This window comes from Ruminococcus sp. RTP21358st1_G6_RTP21358_211008 (assembly GCF_040908885.1).
Classification (GTDB): domain Bacteria; phylum Bacillota; class Clostridia; order Lachnospirales; family Lachnospiraceae; genus Blautia_A; species Blautia_A faecis.
Genome location: NZ_JBDGDM010000009.1, coordinates 1 through 17,108 on the forward strand (window position 1 = coordinate 1; position 17,108 = coordinate 17,108).

At 46.1% G+C, this 17,108-nt stretch carries 19 protein-coding genes; 2 read left to right on the plus strand and 17 right to left on the minus strand.

Annotated features, from left to right (window positions below):
• Positions 1-83 precede the first annotated feature (83 nt).
• From AB5Z12_RS04965 to rfbD, 6 genes are all read right to left on the minus strand, one after another.
• Positions 84-1,364, minus strand: coding sequence for a DUF362 domain-containing protein (locus AB5Z12_RS04965; RefSeq protein ID WP_243271290.1), 1,281 nt, complete (start codon positions 1,362-1,364; stop codon positions 84-86).
• A gap of 7 nt (positions 1,365-1,371) precedes the next feature.
• Entirely contained in the window at positions 1,372-2,040 is a 669-nt protein-coding gene (locus AB5Z12_RS04970; protein WP_173735171.1) for an ABC-2 transporter permease, read from the minus strand.
• Positions 2,037-2,885, minus strand: a complete 849-nt coding sequence (locus tag AB5Z12_RS04975; RefSeq protein ID WP_368356967.1) for an ATP-binding cassette domain-containing protein — start codon at positions 2,883-2,885, stop codon at positions 2,037-2,039. Before AB5Z12_RS04975 ends, AB5Z12_RS04970 begins: the two co-directional genes overlap by 4 nt.
• 5 nt (positions 2,886-2,890) lie before the next feature.
• On the minus strand, positions 2,891-3,262 hold the full coding sequence (locus AB5Z12_RS04980; protein WP_117853413.1) for a GntR family transcriptional regulator: 372 nt from the start codon (positions 3,260-3,262) through the stop codon (positions 2,891-2,893).
• Positions 3,263-3,614: 352 nt separating this feature from the next.
• Positions 3,615-4,910, minus strand: coding sequence for a dicarboxylate/amino acid:cation symporter (locus tag AB5Z12_RS04985; protein WP_173735172.1), 1,296 nt, complete (start codon positions 4,908-4,910; stop codon positions 3,615-3,617).
• Between the two features lies 1 nt (position 4,911).
• Positions 4,912-5,760 carry a dTDP-4-dehydrorhamnose reductase gene (gene rfbD / locus AB5Z12_RS04990; protein WP_173735173.1) on the minus strand — a complete coding sequence of 283 codons (849 nt, stop codon included), beginning with the start codon at positions 5,758-5,760 and terminating at the stop codon, positions 4,912-4,914.
• Between the two features lie 185 nt (positions 5,761-5,945).
• Between rfbD and AB5Z12_RS04995 the strand changes: the two genes are divergently transcribed.
• On the plus strand, positions 5,946-7,715 hold the full coding sequence (locus tag AB5Z12_RS04995) for a PQQ-binding-like beta-propeller repeat protein (protein ID WP_195588810.1): 1,770 nt from the start codon (positions 5,946-5,948) through the stop codon (positions 7,713-7,715).
• Between the two features lie 160 nt (positions 7,716-7,875).
• On the opposite strand, the gene rsmH is transcribed toward AB5Z12_RS04995, so the two are convergent.
• The 10 genes from rsmH to AB5Z12_RS05045 all read right to left on the minus strand — a co-directional run bounded on the left by rsmH (position 7,876) and on the right by AB5Z12_RS05045 (position 16,279).
• A complete protein-coding gene (gene rsmH / locus AB5Z12_RS05000; protein ID WP_195379381.1) occupies positions 7,876-8,973 on the minus strand; it encodes a 16S rRNA (cytosine(1402)-N(4))-methyltransferase RsmH in 1,098 nt (365 codons plus the stop codon).
• 161 nt (positions 8,974-9,134) lie between these two features.
• Positions 9,135-9,758: a uridine kinase gene (gene udk, locus AB5Z12_RS05005; protein WP_173716872.1), complete on the minus strand. Its 624-nt coding sequence runs from the start codon at positions 9,756-9,758 to the stop codon at positions 9,135-9,137.
• Positions 9,759-9,767: 9 nt separating this feature from the next.
• Positions 9,768-10,688 carry a carbohydrate kinase family protein gene (locus AB5Z12_RS05010; protein WP_173719029.1) on the minus strand — a complete coding sequence of 307 codons (921 nt, stop codon included), beginning with the start codon at positions 10,686-10,688 and terminating at the stop codon, positions 9,768-9,770.
• A gap of 76 nt (positions 10,689-10,764) precedes the next feature.
• Entirely contained in the window at positions 10,765-11,586 is an 822-nt protein-coding gene (locus AB5Z12_RS05015; RefSeq protein WP_173770319.1) for a purine-nucleoside phosphorylase, read from the minus strand.
• A gap of 119 nt (positions 11,587-11,705) precedes the next feature.
• The gene (locus AB5Z12_RS05020) at positions 11,706-12,434 is read right to left on the minus strand and encodes a Crp/Fnr family transcriptional regulator (RefSeq protein WP_173719031.1); all 729 of its coding nucleotides are present in this window, start codon (positions 12,432-12,434) and stop codon (positions 11,706-11,708) included.
• Between the two features lie 116 nt (positions 12,435-12,550).
• A complete protein-coding gene (locus tag AB5Z12_RS05025) occupies positions 12,551-13,741 on the minus strand; it encodes a phosphopentomutase (protein WP_173735178.1) in 1,191 nt (396 codons plus the stop codon).
• Between the two features lie 25 nt (positions 13,742-13,766).
• Positions 13,767-14,747, minus strand: a complete 981-nt coding sequence (add, locus tag AB5Z12_RS05030) for an adenosine deaminase (RefSeq protein WP_173716877.1) — start codon at positions 14,745-14,747, stop codon at positions 13,767-13,769.
• Between the two features lie 117 nt (positions 14,748-14,864).
• Positions 14,865-15,284, minus strand: a complete 420-nt coding sequence (locus tag AB5Z12_RS05035) for a cytidine deaminase (RefSeq protein WP_173716878.1) — start codon at positions 15,282-15,284, stop codon at positions 14,865-14,867.
• Between the two features lie 133 nt (positions 15,285-15,417).
• Positions 15,418-16,083 (minus strand): deoxyribose-phosphate aldolase, encoded by a 666-nt coding sequence (gene deoC / locus AB5Z12_RS05040; protein ID WP_173719034.1) that lies wholly within the window; start codon positions 16,081-16,083, stop codon positions 15,418-15,420.
• Between the two features lie 109 nt (positions 16,084-16,192).
• Entirely contained in the window at positions 16,193-16,279 is an 87-nt protein-coding gene (locus AB5Z12_RS05045) for a DUF6783 domain-containing protein (RefSeq protein WP_306797096.1), read from the minus strand.
• Between AB5Z12_RS05045 and AB5Z12_RS05050 the strand changes: the two genes are divergently transcribed.
• Entirely contained in the window at positions 16,256-16,330 is a 75-nt protein-coding gene (locus AB5Z12_RS05050; protein ID WP_334284868.1) for a DUF6783 domain-containing protein, read from the plus strand. The two genes, AB5Z12_RS05045 and AB5Z12_RS05050, sit on opposite strands and share 24 nt — an antisense overlap.
• On the opposite strand, the gene udp is transcribed toward AB5Z12_RS05050, so the two are convergent.
• Entirely contained in the window at positions 16,327-17,106 is a 780-nt protein-coding gene (gene udp / locus AB5Z12_RS05055) for a uridine phosphorylase (RefSeq protein WP_118578624.1), read from the minus strand. The genes AB5Z12_RS05050 and udp overlap by 4 nt on opposite strands.
• Positions 17,107-17,108: the final 2 nt, after the last annotated feature.

Sequence of the window (17,108 nt, forward strand, 5' to 3'; positions counted from 1 at the left end):
GCAGTTAGCAGTTAGTTCGCTGGAGCGTTGCGCCGGCGAGTGAGCAATCACCATTGTCCGAATGCGTCCGCCTTGAATAACTTTCAACCAATTAAATAATTTTTCAGAAACTCATAAATCTCATCTTCAGTTGGCGGACATCCTTCCAGGTGGTGGGTGAAGTGGCGGGTGCAGTGGCCGATTCCCAGGATGCCTTTCTGGTTTCGGTAGCCTTGACCGATGGAGATTCGGGTGGTCAGGTTTGAAAGGAGGCCTTCTTGCTTCAGGCGGTCAAGGGCAGGGATCAGGTTGCCGTAGCAGGCGCTGCAGGATTCTACTTCTTCTACAGCGTCGGCAAGCTCTACCACTTTCCGTGACTTGGGAATGGGAGCGCCGGGGTTACCATCGAGGGCACGGATTTCTGCCTGGCGGATGTCGGCGCAGCCAACACCAAGGGTGGCAGCCTTTGTGATGTAGGGAACCTCTTCTACCTGGTAGTACATCATGTCGCAGACATAGGCATCCATAAGAACCGGATCCACAGCTGCCAGAACGCGGTTCATCTCTACGGGGTTGCCGCCATCCTCGAAATCCAGGTCTCCGCAAATATTGTCTACCACGATGAAATCCTGGTGGATAGCAAGTCCCAGGTGGGCAATGGGGTCATGAAGACCTAATGCGTGGAAACGGCGCTTCTCAGAATTAGGGAGAAGACCTTTCATGTTCTTCAATGCACAGGTGATTTTGGTCTGACAGTGACCTTTTAGTACCGGAACATTAATAAGGAAGTCCAGGTCAAGGGCACTTTTGCAGATGTTTAAGGTCATATCGCCACATTGTACAGGCACACCCTTTTCTTTTTGCATGTCAAGGAACGGAACGTTATATTTTTCACAGAGGGACTTGAAACCACAGACTTCGTAGGATTCGGAGGTCTTATCTCCTACCCAGGAACCTTCCATGATCACCAGATTGGAAAAACCTTTTTCCTGAAGATATTCTACGATTCCGGCGACTACCTCCGGGTGAGTGGTGCCGCCCCAGTAGGCTTCCATGGGGGCGACCAGGTTTGGCTTGATGCCGATCCGCATATTGTACAAACCAAATTCTGAATTCTGTTTTTCCACAGAATCCGAAGAATAAAAACAGTCCACTTCTGCTTCAGAGTTGTCAATAAGACTGCTCTTTGTTTCAAACTTTGCTTCTGTTATAATCTTCTCACTATTCTGCTGTAAACCTGCCCCGGAATTTTCTGAAAGCACCTTCAATCCGCATTTCTCAAACTTCTTCTCTATCTCCCCTGCCAGATCACACGCCTCCAGCAGTTCTTTCGTCATCTCCTTATATTCAGTTCCGCATTTTATAAAAATCTGATTCTTCTTCATTTCCGGATCAGTACTCCTTTTTCTCCATAATCTTTATGGATATTGTACAGGAAATCAGAAGCATTAGCAACATAAGAACAAACAGCATCGCCAGACAGACTGGGATTCCAAGGTTCCAAATGCGTAGGCCCAGATTTTTCAGACCGGAAAAATCCACATTCATTTTCTGGCATAGTTCTACGCCAATCCATCCTACAGCCATGATGCCAAATACAAGAACAAGCAGCACCAGCCTTCCTGTAGAGCTTCCATATTTCAACTGTACCGGAAACACAACCGCATTTGCGAAAACAGCAAGAAAAAGACCGGCAGCTGCAGAAGCGATCAGTTCTTCCCAGGACACCTTACGATATCCGGAAGCATTTACGCCAATTGCAATTGCAACAGCAACAGCCCACAATACCGTGACCATCCCTGCACCCAGCAGATACTTCTCCTTCACGTATTCTTTCCTGCTGATAGGAAAAGTAAAAATATAAGGCATACCATTATCCATATCATCAGTTGCTATGGTATTCAGTGCCATAACAGCAGCCAGAACAGACACATAACTGATTAGAAAAGAAGGACCTGCGGAAGTACTAAGGAAACAGAAAATGGCTATAATATATACGCCAATGAACGTTTTCATGTTTCCCCTCATAATTTCCATGTCTTTTACAAACATACCTTTCATAATACTTCCTCCTTGATCATCATGGTAATAACCTTGTCCACAGACCCACGTTCTATTGCAAGCTGCGGGTAGTTCTCCACATAAAATGCACGCTCATCTGTGAGACAGCTGTAGCCGTATTGCTCCTTCTTCACCTTGAGAATATGCTGCTTATCAAGCAATTCATATTGCTTCTCGTCAGCCTTGATAAGACCATATTCATCCAGCAGCACATCTGTATTCTCATGAAGCACGATCAGTCCCTTATCAATCATATAGATATCATCACACAGGCTCTCCAGATCTGAGGAAATGTGGGAGCTGATCAGAATACTTCTGCCTTCTGTCTCCATATATTCCCGAAGGAGTTCCAGAATGCTGTCCCTGGCAATCACGTCCAGACCGGCTGTAGGCTCATCCAGAACAAGAAGCCTGGCATCAAAGCTGGTGGCTGTCAGCACTTTTAACTTTGTTTTCATTCCTGTGGAAAACTCTTTCAGTTTCTTATCCATGGGGATGGAAAACTGGCTGCACCGCTTCTCAAACATCTCCCGGTCAAATTTCTCATAAGTCTCTGTCAGAATATGCACAATCTGTTTCACGGTCAGACAATTGGAAAAACCGCTGTCAGAAAGTGTCGCGCCTATATCCGCTTTCTCTTTTTGGGAAATCTGCTCCATATCCTTATTAAACAGACGAATCTCTCCTGCATCAGGATGAACCAGCCCCAGAATAACCTTAAAGGTAGTAGACTTCCCTGCTCCATTGGCTCCGATCAGACCGGTGATCTGTCCTTCTTCTATTTCCATACTTACATCCAGGGAAAATCCAGGATAATTCTTCTGCAAATTCTTCAAACTCAGCAGCATATCTACTCCTCCATAATAAGCTCAAACAGTTCCCGGATCTCTTCCTCAGACAATCCGCTGATCCGCGCTTTCCGGATCACTTCCTCCAGTTCTGTCTCAATTTCCCGCTTCCGCTCTTCCATAAGAAGTCCCTGGTTATTCTTAGCGATAAAGCTTCCTTTCCCATGCACCGTAACCACGAACCCCTCTTCCTCCAGAAAGTCATACGCCTTCTTCACCGTAAGAGCACTAATCTTCAGCTCCTTCGCCAAAGTTCTCACAGAGGGAAGCATTTCCTCTTCCTTTAACGTCCCGTCAATGATCATCGCCTTGATCTGATCTGTGATCTGCTCATAAATTGGCTGCATCGACGAGTGATTAATTATGATCTTCATGTGACTCCTCCTTATGCAAACAGTATATAACAGTATTATACTGTTGTCAAGTGTTATACGCTGTTTATTTCCACTTAATTCATAGTTACTTTGAACAATCAGCCTGGGAGGGGCAGTGTGTTGCGGACAGTTAGTCAAAAAACGGGATTTTATGAGTATAGCGCAGGTTCCATAAACACTGTCTGAGCCCAGCATGGGCGAGTTTGTTTATGGAACCTGCAATCGACGACGGAGTAAAATCCCGTTTTTTGACGTTGTCCGCAACACACTGCCCCTCCCAGGCGTCCGCCTTCGCCACACAAAAAAAGACGTGCATACCTGAGTCTAAACTCACATACACACGCCAATATTTTTATTCAGCTTTATTAAACACTTCTTTATCCACAGCCCCATTCTGGCAAGCCACAATGGTCGTACAAACAGCATCACCGGTAATATTAACCGCTGTTCTTGCCATATCCAGAATACGGTCAATACCCATGATAATACCGATTGCCTCAACTGGAAGACCAACAGAATTAAATACCATAGTCAAAGTAACAAGTCCAACACTTGGAATACCTGCGGTACCAATGGAAGCCAGTGTGGCTGTTCCGATTACTGTAATATAATCCATAGGAGTCAGCTGGATTCCAAAAGCCTGGGCAGCGAACATAACCGCAACTCCCTGCATAATGGAAGTACCATCCATGTTGATAGTCGCACCAAGAGGTATGGTAAAAGAAGAAATCTTCTTGGAAACACCCATCTTCTTGTGCAGCGTATCAATAGAAAGCGGAATAGTCGCATTGGAGGTTGCAGTGGAAAAGGCAAAGGCCATAACCGGGAAAAACTTTCGGATAAACTTCACCGGATTCAGGCCCGTGAACAGCTTCAGCAAAATCTGGTATATACCAAAACACTGGATTGCCAGAGCGATCAGAACTGCGATCATATATTTTGCCAGAGGCACAAATGCGCTGAAACCAATGGTTGCAAAGGTTCTTGCGATCAGACTGAATACACCAATAGGAGCCAGACTCATAACCATCATGGTCATTTCCATCATAATATCATTAAACTGGCTGATAAAGTTGGAAACGGTCTCCGCACGCTCCCCAAGCTTTGCCAGGATCACACCAATGATCAAAGCAAACACTATGATCTGAAGCATTTCCCCACTTGCCAGGGACTTGATGGGGTTATCCGGAATGATATTGAGAATAGTCTGAACCAGAGAGGTAGACTCCATAGTCTCAATATCGGAAGCATTTATCTGGATCTTACTCATATCAAGACCAATTCCCGGTCTCAAAAGAGTTCCGATTCCAAGGGCAACTGCAACTGCCACCGCTGTTGTGACCAGATAAAATGCAAGTGTTTTTCCACCTACATTTCCCAGCTTCTTAGTATCACCGATAGCCATACTTCCACATACCAGTGAGCAGAAAACAAGAGGTACTACCAGCATTTTCATAAGACGGATAAAGCCCTGTCCCAAAACGTACAGCACTCCTTCAACAATCACATCATTCTTCACACTGCTATCCGGCACCAGGTAATGGAGAACCATTCCTGTGATTGCTCCGGCGATCAGCGCAATAAAGATCATACTGGTTAAGCTGATCTTCTTTTTCTCTTTTACATTCTTTTCTTTCTTCGCGCTCATCTTAGCCCTCCCGTTTTTCTTTCATAAATTCTTCCAGAGAATCCTTCCAGCCAGGCATCTCATATACATCGATAATGCGAAGGATAAAATTGTCCAGAACTGCATATGCAGGTCTGGCAGAAGAAAGATCAGACTGCGAGGTAGGTACCGGATTCAGCTGCTCCTCTTTGCCTGCAAGGCGAAGTATCTCCTTTGCAAATTCATAACGATTGCAAACACCCTGACAGGTTGCATGATAGGTTCCGTACTCATTGGTGCGGATCAGATGCAGGATAATTCTTGCCAGATCTTTGGCACTTGTGGGGGAACCATACTGATCCTCAGCTACAGCAAGAGCTCTGCCCTGATCTGCGGCCTCCAGAACACGGTTTACAAAGTTATTTCCCTTTCCGAAGACCCAGTTGCTTCGGATGATAAAGTGCTTGTGGGTAAACTCCTTCACATAATTCTCCCCGGCGCACTTGGATTTTCCGTAAACAGTCTTAGGGTTTGTATTGTCAAACTCCGTGTACGGCTTCTGTGCCAGCCCATCAAAAACGTCGTCTGTGGAAAGCTGCACCATCTTTGCCCCTGTTTTTCTTGCTACAAGGCTTAAGTTGCGGGCGCCTAAAGCGTTTACACGAAATGCTTCCTCCGGCTGCTTCTCGCAAAGCTCTACATCTGTGATCGCAGCACAGTTGATGATCACATCCGGACGGTTGATCTCTCCAAAATGGAGAACTTCGTCTGTTTCTGTAATATCAAGCGCATTTTTGTCTGTATTCAAAACTTCAATTTCCAACGGATCCAGCACTTCATTAATTGCCTCGCCAATCTGGCCTTCAGATCCTACGATCCATACTTTCAGCATGTTTTCTCCTCCTTTTCATACGATAAATAATATTTTAACAAGCCAGGCCATACACTGTCAAGAAAAAAGATTGCGCCCTTTTTCCCAATCTGAAAATTGAATTTCCAAAACAGCTCTTGACATCTTGAATTTCCCAGTCATACCTTGTATAATTTTTGCCAAATGAACAGGGAAGGATTCAGAATATGAAAAGAAAAGTAGGGAAACGAAAAAAGCAGCTGCAGCAAAAATATTTCTTCCGAAAACTTCTTCTTACAGAAGGGATCCTGATCATTGCAGCAGTTATTATACTGGGAGGAGTTTTCCTCGTAAAAAAGATCCAGGAAAATGTAAATACAGTTTCCATGGTTGAGGAAGCCAGCGGTCTGGACATGGATGACTCCAATTCTCTTGCCGCTGTAAAAGCCGCAATGGCAAGACCGGCAGAATTTTCTCCTAAATGCGTAGATTCCACCAGCCCATCTTTATACATAGAAACCACAGACATTGAGGTGGACGGACAGATACTTGCCAATACTTCGGATTATACCTCCACAGATACCCACTCCTTCGATGCCGGGATCAGCTACACAGATGTGGATGGAATCGTCACCTTCCGCGGAAACAATTTCCGTGACACTGCAGCCTATGGCAATACACAGATTAAAAATGGAAAAATCCAGGATCTCTGGACAGCAAAAACCGGCTCTATTACTTACGGAGATGCCACCTGGTCCGGAAGCGGCTGGACCGGACAGCCTCTTATGGAAAAATGGTCCAGAGAAGTAAAGAAGTCCATGAATATGTACGACTGGGCAAAGGAAAAAGACGATCTTGTAGAAGTGATCTATGCCTGCATGGACGGCTATGTGTATTTCCTAGATCTGGAAACCGGCGAGGCTACCAGAGATCCCCTTTACCTTGGTTTCACCTTCAAAGGGGCAGGTGCACTTGATCCCAGAGGTTATCCAATTATGTATGTCGGCGCAGGTTATGACAGCAATGAAGGCACTGCCAGGGTCTTTGTTGTGAATCTTCTGGACTGCAGTGTGATGTATACCTTTGGAAATAATGATGAATTTTCCCTTCGCGGAAATTTAAGCTACTTTGATTCCTCCGCCCTTGTGGATGCTGCCACAGATACCCTGATCTATCCAGGAGAGAACGGAATTCTTTATCTGATCAAACTGAATACCAGTTATGACCCGGAAGCAGGCACCTTGTCCATAAATCCGGATCACATTGTAAAATGGCGCTACTACGGAACACGTACCAGCGTAGGCTCCTACTGGCTTGGCATGGAGGACAGCGCAGCCATCTATGACGGTTATCTTTTTATTGCTGATAATGGCGGCAATCTAATGTGCCTGGATCTGAATACCCTGCAGCTTGTATGGGTGCAGGATATTCTGGATGACTCCAACTCTACTCCCGTTTTGTCTGTGGAGGACGGACACCTTTACCTGTATGTCAGCACCTCTTTCCGCCTGGGCTGGCGAAGCAGCACCACTGCAGAGGTTCCTGTCTGGAAAATTGATGCGGAGACAGGAGAGATCATCTGGCAGACCTCTTACGACTGTTCCTCCGAGGACAGTGTTTCAGGCGGTGTACAGTCTACCATCGCTGTTGGGAAAGAAGAATTGTCGGATAACATTTATGTGACAGTTGCCAGAACCAGTGGACAGGCACAAGGTGTACTTGCATGCATTGATAAAAATACCGGGAAAGTAAACTGGGAGCATGAATCTGCCTATGCCTGGTCTTCACCTGTATGTGTATACAATCCGGATAGCAGCGGAAAGGTTCTCTACTGCAACAGCACAGGACATATCTATCTTCTGGATGGAAAAACAGGAGATGTTCTTGACTGCCACCAGATCAGTGAGGGAGTCATCGAAGCATCTCCTGCTGTATATCAAAGTTATATGGTTGTGGGAACCAGAGATTGTAAGATATGGGGGATGGAACTGCAGTGATGCGGTTCCTCCCCATTTTATTTATGCGATAGGCGAGCCAAAGTTCGTGCCTGCACGAAAAACCTTGGTGACTGACGCGATAACGAATAAAACTTGCAGAGCGTGCTTTGTCTCATTTACTTGATAGGCGAGCCAAACTCGCGCAGCGTATTTATCGCGTTTACTCCGATTTAATCGCCCAGCGCATTTTCGTAGACCGTGCGCGTCCATTCTGGGCACATTCCTGGGCTGACGGACGGATCACGTCTCTGGAATAATCGGAATAAATTCCCTCCTTGTATCCAGCCTTCAGTGCTTTCTTCACCAGCTTATCCTCTCCTGAATGGAACGTAAGGATTGCCGCTCTTCCTCCGGGCTTCAGTGCTCCCGGCAGCTTCTCCATAAACTCATACAGAACCTCAAACTCCCGGTTCACATCAATCCGAAGGGCCTGGAAGGTACGCTGGCAGGTCTTTTTGATGGTCTCCTTCTTCTCTTTTTCCGGAAGGAAATCCAGAGTTTTCTCAATGACCTGACGAAGCTTTGTGGTGGTATCCATGTGGTTTCCTTTGCGGATTTCATCTGTGATCGCCTTGGCAAGCTCTTCACAGTATGGCTCGTCTGAATTCTCATAAAGCATTCCAGCAAGCTCATCCCGGGTAATATGTTCCAGGCGCTCTGCCGCACTGATCCCGGCTTCCTGATTCAAGCGCAGATCCAGAGGTCCGTCTGCTTTGAAGGAAAAACCTCTCTTGGGATTATCGATCTGCATGGAGGACACGCCGAGATCAGCAAGAAGGAAATCAAAACCTCCTACTTCTTTGGCAATCTCATCAATGGTACAGAAATTCTGAAGTTTAATGGTCAGAATATCCTCCCCAAAGCCAAGATCTTCCAGTCTTTTCTTTGTCTTGGCTGCTTCCTCATGGTCTACGTCAGTGGCATACATATGCCCCTGTCCCTGCAGGCACTGAAGCATGGCCTTTGTATGGCCACCGTAGCCCAGTGTGGCATCAAAGCCAATCTGTCCTGGTTTGATCTCCAGAAAATCAATAATCTCTTTTACCATAATAGAAATATGCATGCCTGCCGGGGTATTCCCTTTTTGCATTACATGCTGAATGGTATCCTGGTATTTCTCCGGCTGAAGTTCTTTATATTTCTCCTCATATTTCTTCGGGTATCTGCCTTTGTAGCGCACTCTGCGCTTATGAGGCTGCTGCCCCTCCTGCACACTCTGCGCATTCTCATACTGTCTGTTCTCTTTTTCCTGTGACATTCTGATCTCCTGTATCTTTTTATCTGTTGCCATCTACCAATTTCGCAGAAAAATTCTTTATGCCGGAATTCTCACCCATTTCGTAAACAGCAACTTTCATTTGCTAATTCTGCCGCATCATCACAGCAATGTTTCCAAACTACAGCTAACATCTTCTGTAATTACCCCTGCTTCCGTTTCTCCAATTCCATACTGATTTTCGAAACAAACAGATCAAACGCCACGTCATTCTTTCCGCTGTTGATCACAATATCAGCCTTGGAACGAGTGGGCTCTACATAAAGGTAATGCATGGGTTTCACTGTGTTTAAGTACTGTTTAATGATTCCATTCAAATCTCTTCCCCTCTCTTCCACATCACGGGAAATCCGGCGAAGAATACGCTCATCAGCATCAGCTTCCACATAGACCTTAATATCAAGGAGCTCACGCACTCTGGGATCTGCCAGAAGAAGGATTCCCTCCACAAGGATCACCGGACTTGGGGTGATATGAAGGATCTTGTCTGAACGGTTATGTTGGGAATAATCGTAAACCGGACAGTCAATAGCTTTCCCCTGCCTCAGAAGCTTCAGATGCTCCACCAGAAGCTCTGTCTCCAGAGAATCCGGATGATCATAATTCACAGTCACACGCTGCTCAAAAGGGATTCCATCCTGTCTGCGGTAATAATTGTCGTGATAAAGGACTACTACGTCATCTCCAAAACGCTTTTTAATTCTGTTTGTAAAAGTAGATTTACCGGAGCCGGAGCCGCCGGCAATTCCTATAATAAGACTTTCCATATTCTTCTCCTACCTGTCAAGATCAAATTCTTCCGGCATAAATCTCGGACAAATGTTCTCTGAGGTACAAATTACAGTTGAGGAAAGACGGGTACCAATGGCACATGCCTCTCTCATTGTTTTTCCATAGGTAAGGCCTACGCACACACCTGCAAAAAAGGCATCTCCCGCGCCTGTGGTGTCAACCACATCTACCTTCATAGCTGGATAAACGCCCCAGTTTCCTTCCTGATCTGCATAAGCTGCACCATCACTTCCCATGGTAACCACCATCTTTGGAATATGGGCGGACTGGATTCTTTTTGCCAGACACCGGGCCATCTCTTCAGGCTTCAGGCCACCGTAATCCTCCGAAAACAGGATGCCCGCTTCCTGCTGGTTGCATACAAAGCAGGCTGTCCGCCTTAAGAAGTCACGTCTTTCGATTGCAATGGTCATATTCGATACAAGAGCGTATACTTTTTTGCCGTATTTCTCTGCATAGTGAAAGGTCTTCTTCACAATTTCCTTGTCAATATCAATCTCGATCACAACGCTGTCCGCATCCTGGAAAATTTCATCTCCGTGTTCATCCAGGATCTGCTCTATCGGACGATGGTCCGGACGTTTGGAAATAGATGCCACCACATCTCCGTCCTGGTCAAAGACAGCCAGCCAGGTTCCCATGCCGTTTTTTACCTTACGCATATATCTGGTATCTACTTTATGACGCTCCAGTTTGCGGATCACATCATCCCCCATAGCGTCGTCATCTACCAGACTGACAAAGGTTGGTTTCAACTCTATATTGGCAATATCTTCCACTACATTTCTTCCTACACCGCCATGGATCTGCTGGATCACACCGGCATTTCTTCCTCCAGGAATAAATGGTGCTGTGGAATAACCTTTCACATCGATAAAAACATCACCGATTACAACAATTCCCATATTATAACTTTTCTCCTTTGTTACGTTATATCTTTTGGTTTGCGCTGCCTCTTATGAAACCCGCACTTCCTTGCGGCTACATACCGGCTATGATTTCCGTCACCAGCTTTTTAAAAGATTTCGCCACTCTGTCTGCAGTCTCCTGAACCTCCTTGTGGTTCAGCTCCTGCTTCGAAATGCCAGCTGCCATGTTGGTGATACAGGAAATTCCGCACACTTCAATTCCCATATGACGGGCTGCCATTGCTTCACATGCAGTGCTCATTCCAACTGCGTCACCGCCCCATATAGCTGCCATTCTCACTTCAGCCGGAGTTTCATAGGCAGGACCTGTAAACTGCACATATACGCCCTCCTGGAGATCTATACCGCATTTTTCTGCACTGGCACGGATCACCTCTCGCAATCGTCTGCTGTATACCTCACTCATATCCGGAAATCTGCTTCCCAGTTCCTCAATGTTCGGTCCGATCAGCGGACTCGGGATTCCTGTGGTAATGTGATCGGTGATCATCATAAAATCACCTGGTTTAAAATTCGGATTCACTCCACCGGCTGCATTTGTAAGAAACAGCTTCTTCGCCCCCATCATGCCCATCAATCTGGTGGGAAGAACTACATCCGTCATTGGATAGCCTTCATAGTAATGCACTCTTCCCTGCATGATCACAACCGGCACATTTTTCACATATCCAAATACAAATCTGCCTTTGTGACCTGCAACTGTGGAGGTTGGAAAGCCCTCAATCTCTGTATAGTCAATGGTGGTTTCGATCTGGATCTCATCTGCATAATCTCCAAGGCCGGATCCCAGGATCAGCGCCACTTCCGGTTTAAAATCTGTCTTTTTTCTAACACTTGCAAGGCAAGTCTCTAATTTCTGATATAAATCGCTCATGTACACCTTCTCCTTTATCTGCAGCTATCCGGCTTATCGCCAGGACAGCTTATAACATTATTTTCATATAAACAGAAAGCCTTCAATACCATGCGTTTTGCTATAGTCTTGTGTTCCGTTTATACGTTGCCGATTTTCTCATCCACAGTCCGCTTCAGCCTTTCGTACTGCTTCCTGTCGATACAGATCTGATTTCCTTTTTTCACGATCAGCTGTTCTGCCTGAAACTTCTTGATGGCGCGGCTGATGCTTTTCAGGCAAAGGCCTGTCTCATCTGCCAGATTCTGCCGGCTTTCGCCGATGCATAAAATGTCATTTTTGTTATATTTTTCAAACCATTCCGAAAAAAGTACAGCTAATCTGTCAGCCCCTTCCAAAAACAGGTACAGACGGTTCCGCCGCTCTTCCTCCAACAGGGAAGCACAGGTAAGCTTTGCCTCCATGCGAAAAGCTTCCGTATCTGAATAAATCCATTTCTCATACTGCGCTCTTGGAAGCTTGGTAACAATACACTCTGTCTCTGTCTGCAGGGTGGTCTGGTAGGTATCCTGTCCCAGGATCACTTCCATACCACCAAGCGCAATGAGATTCATGGGCTTCATAAAATCATAGGCAATGCCGGAAATCCGGTAATCTGTAGCTTTTACTCTTCCTCTGGCAACAAAGAAAATCGTATCTGCCGGTTCATTTTCCCTGATAAAAGTAGTTCCGGCTTCCATTATCTCACTCTGAAACAGGTCCATAAGCCATAATGGCGCAGTACGGAAATAAGCCTCAAATTGTTTCTGTTTCTCACGTTCCAGTTCACGAAGGAATGGAAGTACATCGTGTAAATAAGTGTGTTTCATATGATTTCCTCATCTTCTGCCATGTGCTGCAAATCATTTGTTTCTATCCGGGTTCTGTCGCAAAAGCAAGCAATCCACCGGATATACAACCGCTATCCAACAGCTGCTTTTCTATTTTAGCATAATTTCTCAAGAATGGAATGTCCGATAGTTCCTTCCGGCATTTTCACGTCAAAATTATCTGCCACTGATGCGCCAATAACGGAAAAAGTATCCTCGTTTTCAAGGGGGCCACCCTCTTTCATAGTCTTGGAATAAGCCAGGAAGGGAACATACTCTCTGGTATGGTCAGTGCCGCTATAGGTGGGATCATTCCCGTGGTCTGCGGTAAGAATAAGAAGGTCATCCTCCCGAAGCTCTTCCAAAAGAACGCCCAGATTCCTGTCAAACTTCTCGATTTCTTTGCCGTAGCCTTCCACATTTCGTCTGTGTCCCCACAGGGCATCGAAGTCAACCAGATTCACAAAGCAAAGTCCCCTGAAGTCCTCTTTGCAGATCTGGATGGTCTGCTCCATACCGTGTACGGAGCTGTCAGAATGATAGGTCTTTGTGATTCCTTCGCCGCAGAAAATATCGTTGATCTTCCCTACACCGATCACATCCAGCCCATTATCCTTTAACGCATTTAATGCAGTCAGACCTGTTGGCTTCAAAGCATAGTCATGACGATTACTTGTTCGCCTGAACTCACCTTTCTTTTTGCCAACGTATGGTCTGGCGATGACACGGCCTACACGCCATTCATCCTTCCGTGTAATTTCTCTTGCGATCTCGCAGCAGCGATACAAATTCTGAAGATCAAAGGTTTCCTCATTTCCGCAGATCTGAAGAACAGAGTCGGCTGAAGTATACACGATCATGGCACCTGTATGGATTTCTTCCTCCCCAAGCTCTTCAATGATCTCCGTTCCGCTGGCGCTCTTGTTTCCAATCACGCGCTTGCCGCAGCGCTTCTCCAGCTCCGCGATCAGCTCCGGCGGAAAGCCGGTGTCTGTGAAAGTCTTAAACGGCTTCTCTGTCTTAATTCCCATCATTTCCCAATGGCCGGTCATGGTATCCTTGCCATTGCTGGCTTCGCTTACGCGCATGTAACGGCCAATCGGCTTCTCCACACCTTGCATATTTCCTGCCGGATGAAGATTTAACATTCCAAGCTTCTTAAGATTTGGTATTTCCAGGGAGCCCATTTTATCCAGAATATGTCCGAATGTATCCACTCCCACATCCCCGAATTTCTCTGAATCCGGCATGGCACCGATTCCCAGAGAATCCAGAACGATCACGAAAATCCTTTCATATTTTTTCAAAATAAAATCCCTCGTTTCCAATATTTTATCCTTTTATTCCCAGTTCAGAATACAATCTCGCTTTCACCTCATCAGTGGCAAATGCCGTATCCACTGCATTCTTCATCATCAGCCGTATCTCTTCCTCCTGAATGCCATACGTGTTCTGGATGAACTGAAGCTCTTTGGTAAGGCTTGTGTTGCTCACTGTACGGTTGTCCGTGTTTATGGAAACCTTCAATCCTGTGTTCAGAAATTCCCGGATGGGATATTCTGACGGACTGTTTACCGCTTTTGTCTGAAGATTGCTGATAGGACACATTTCAATTCCAATGCCTCTGTCAGCCAGCTCTTTTTGAATATTATAATGGCCTCGCATGGCGATTCCATGTCCGATCCTGCCGGCTCCCGCTTTTACAGCATCCACAATGTTCTGTACGCTTCCACACTCTCCTGCATGAAGGGTAAAGGGCATTTCCAGCTTACGGGTGTTCTGAAAAAGCTCCATAAACTGTGCCATGGGATATGCTGCTTCCGCACCTGCCAGATCCGCTGCACACACACCATAGCCCAGATATTCACGGGCTGTTTTTATCATCCGGCTGTTGTCCTCCTGGCTGTGATGACGCATGGCACAGGTAATCACACCAAACTCCGTTCCAAAATCTGCTCTGCCCCGCTCAAGGCCTTTTAATACTGCCTCGATCACAGCACGGCAGTTCATTCCGGAGGTCTCTGAAAGAAGAGGTGCAAAACGGATTTCTGCGTAGCGTACATTTTCCTGGCTCATGGTGCGAAGTACGTCGTAGCCAGCTGCCTCAAGCCCTTTTTCATCCATAATACACTGACCCGGAAGCGAAAATTTCTCAAGGTATTCTGCAAGGCTTGTGCAGTCATCAGACACGCTAAGCTCTTCCGGCTGTACCCTTCTTCCCAGCTGGCTCTCCATGAACTCCCGGCTTAAAGACCCGTCCAGATGACAGTGAAGCTCTGCCTTGGGTAGTGCTTTTAATTGTTCGATTGTCATAATTTTTTCTCCTGCAATTCTTTATGCTGCTTTATAACTGCCGGATTCAATGCCAGATCACTCTGTTTTCGGCATTTTCCGACATACTTCATAATACTATTCTCCAGTCAGCAGCTTTCATGCCAGATTAGAAGGTCCGAAGCCTAACGGCAGGAGTTCTTTTAGTGTATACACATCATAATGCTCTTTGTCCACCGCCAGAATGACCTGGAAGGTTTCCGGGTTGCAAAACTCCATCATGACCTGTCGGCACACGCCGCAGGGAGCTGCATATTCTGTGAGCACGCCAGCCTTACCGCCGACAACACAGATAGCCTGAAAATCCTTCACCCCTTCGCTTACTGCCTTAAAAAAGGCGGTACGCTCCGCACAGTTTGTGGCTGTGTACCCGGCATTTTCAATGTTGCAGCCTGTGTAAACCTGCCCATTTTTTGCAAGGAGGGCTGCGCCTACTTTAAAATTGGAATATGGTGTATAGGAATATTTCAGCTGGTGGATTGCTGTATCAATCAGCTGGTTGATCATCTCTTTTTCCATTTTCACACCTCTTTCTTATTCATTAACATTTTCTGATTGTCTCCGACAACATCACTCTCTTCTCAATGAGCGTCGTTATAATCTGACCAATTCCAGGGACAGCATCTGTTCACCTTTACAGTCAATAAACAAATCAATATCCTGTAGCTTTCTCATTCTTTACAATCTTTATAATCCGGCTGGTTCCCAGTCGGTCTGCACCAAGTGCAAGGAACTTCTCTGCATCCTCCAGGGAAGAAATTCCGCCTGCTGCTTTCATTTTTACATTTGGTCCGATATGTCGGGAGAAAAGCTCAATGTCTGCAAAGGTTGCACCTGCACCGCCAAAACCGGTAGAGGTCTTAATATAATCTGCGCCTGCTTCTGTTACAATCTGGCACATTTTAATTTTTTCCTCATCTGTGAGGAAGCAGGTTTCAATGATAACTTTCAGGATTTTGTCACCGCATGCAGCTTTTAAGGTGCGGATCTCGTTCTCAATCAGGTCATATTTCTGATCTTTCAGCCAGCCGATATTGATTACCATATCGATTTCGGAAGCACCATTTGCAAGAGCATCTTTTGTTTCAAATTCCTTGGCTGCTGTTGTCATGTAGCCATTTGGGAAACCGATAACCGTGCACACTGCCATTTTTCCATTCATGTATTCTGCTGCCTGTTTTACATAGCTTGGCGGAATGCATACGGATGCAGTTCCGTATTCCATCGCATCGTCACAAATCTGTTTGATTTCTTCCCAGGTAGATGGCTGGAGAAGAAGGGTATGATCCACATGTTTTAAAATCTCTTTTACGTCCATTTATTTTCCTCATTTCTGTTGTCTCTTTATATTGCCCGAAATTACTGTATCGCAATTTACTGGCAGGATTCATATCTGTTCTTTATTTGATTGTCTAGTACATCGAATATTAAGTAACTGCAAGATGTTCGTCACAATTTGTGGGAGATTTCGCCCGAATGAGGGCGCCGTAATGGGCTACGGCAACCGAATTCAGGCAAAATGTAACGCAAAGTGGGGCGTGCAGATTGCGATGTCACGGTCTTAATTCGACGAATCCTCCCGGATCAGCTTTCTCACAGCTTCAACAGCCACCTGGATTGCCATATCTGTATCATGCACAACCGGATTATCCAGTCCCAGCTTCTCTCTTTCCTGATTTGCAAGCACCAGGAAACAGGAGCCAGCTCTGGCACGAAGCTTGCCAGCTGCAATAAAAAGCGCTGCAGATTCCATCTCGGAAGCAAGACAGCCCATTTTCTTCCAGGCCTCCCATTTGTTGAGCAGCTCATAACCAACTGGCATTGCTTCAGGCTCATGCTGTCCGTAAAAAGCGTCTTTGCACTGGACAACACCTGTATGACAGGAAAGTCCTTTTTCTTTCGCAGCTGCCACAAGGGCGTTTGTCACGTCCAGATTAGCTACTGCCGGATACTCTATGGGGGCATATTCCCGGCTGGTTCCCTCCATACGGATGGCACCTGTGGCAATTACGATATCTCCGCTTTTTACCTCAGGCTGCATACCGCCGCAGGTTCCAATGCGGACAAAAGTATCTGCGCCGCACCGGGAAAGCTCTTCCATGGCAATGGAGGCAGACGGTCCGCCGATTCCGGTGGATGTCACGCTGACTTTCACGCCGTCCAGGGTTCCTGTATATGTGATATATTCTCTGTTGTCTGCAATGAGAACCGGGTTGTCAAAATACTGGGCAATTTTCACACACCTTTTCGGGTCTCCCGGCATGATCACATAGCGGCCAACTTCCCCCTTTGCAACCTGGATATGATACTGCCTGCTGGCATCTTCAGAATAGTTTTTCATAG

Coding starts and splice junctions, on each gene's coding strand:
- AB5Z12_RS04965 (WP_243271290.1), bottom strand. CDS start 1,364: ATGAAGAAGAATCAGATTTTTATAAAATGCGGAACTGAATATAAGGAG.
- AB5Z12_RS04970 (WP_173735171.1), bottom strand. CDS start 2,040: ATGAAAGGTATGTTTGTAAAAGACATGGAAATTATGAGGGGAAACATG.
- AB5Z12_RS04980 (WP_117853413.1), bottom strand. CDS start 3,262: ATGAAGATCATAATTAATCACTCGTCGATGCAGCCAATTTATGAGCAG.
- AB5Z12_RS04985 (WP_173735172.1), bottom strand. CDS start 4,910: ATGAGCGCGAAGAAAGAAAAGAATGTAAAAGAGAAAAAGAAGATCAGC.
- rfbD (WP_173735173.1), bottom strand. CDS start 5,760: ATGCTGAAAGTATGGATCGTAGGATCTGAAGGCCAGATTGGCGAGGCA.
- AB5Z12_RS04995 (WP_195588810.1), top strand. CDS start 5,946: ATGAAAAGAAAAGTAGGGAAACGAAAAAAGCAGCTGCAGCAAAAATAT.
- rsmH (WP_195379381.1), bottom strand. CDS start 8,973: ATGTCACAGGAAAAAGAGAACAGACAGTATGAGAATGCGCAGAGTGTG.
- udk (WP_173716872.1), bottom strand. CDS start 9,758: ATGGAAAGTCTTATTATAGGAATTGCCGGCGGCTCCGGCTCCGGTAAA.
- AB5Z12_RS05010 (WP_173719029.1), bottom strand. CDS start 10,688: ATGGGAATTGTTGTAATCGGTGATGTTTTTATCGATGTGAAAGGTTAT.
- AB5Z12_RS05015 (WP_173770319.1), bottom strand. CDS start 11,586: ATGAGCGATTTATATCAGAAATTAGAGACTTGCCTTGCAAGTGTTAGA.
- AB5Z12_RS05020 (WP_173719031.1), bottom strand. CDS start 12,434: ATGAAACACACTTATTTACACGATGTACTTCCATTCCTTCGTGAACTG.
- add (WP_173716877.1), bottom strand. CDS start 14,747: ATGACAATCGAACAATTAAAAGCACTACCCAAGGCAGAGCTTCACTGT.
- AB5Z12_RS05035 (WP_173716878.1), bottom strand. CDS start 15,284: ATGGAAAAAGAGATGATCAACCAGCTGATTGATACAGCAATCCACCAG.
- deoC (WP_173719034.1), bottom strand. CDS start 16,083: ATGGACGTAAAAGAGATTTTAAAACATGTGGATCATACCCTTCTTCTC.
- udp (WP_118578624.1), bottom strand. CDS start 17,106: ATGAAAAACTATTCTGAAGATGCCAGCAGGCAGTATCATATCCAGGTT.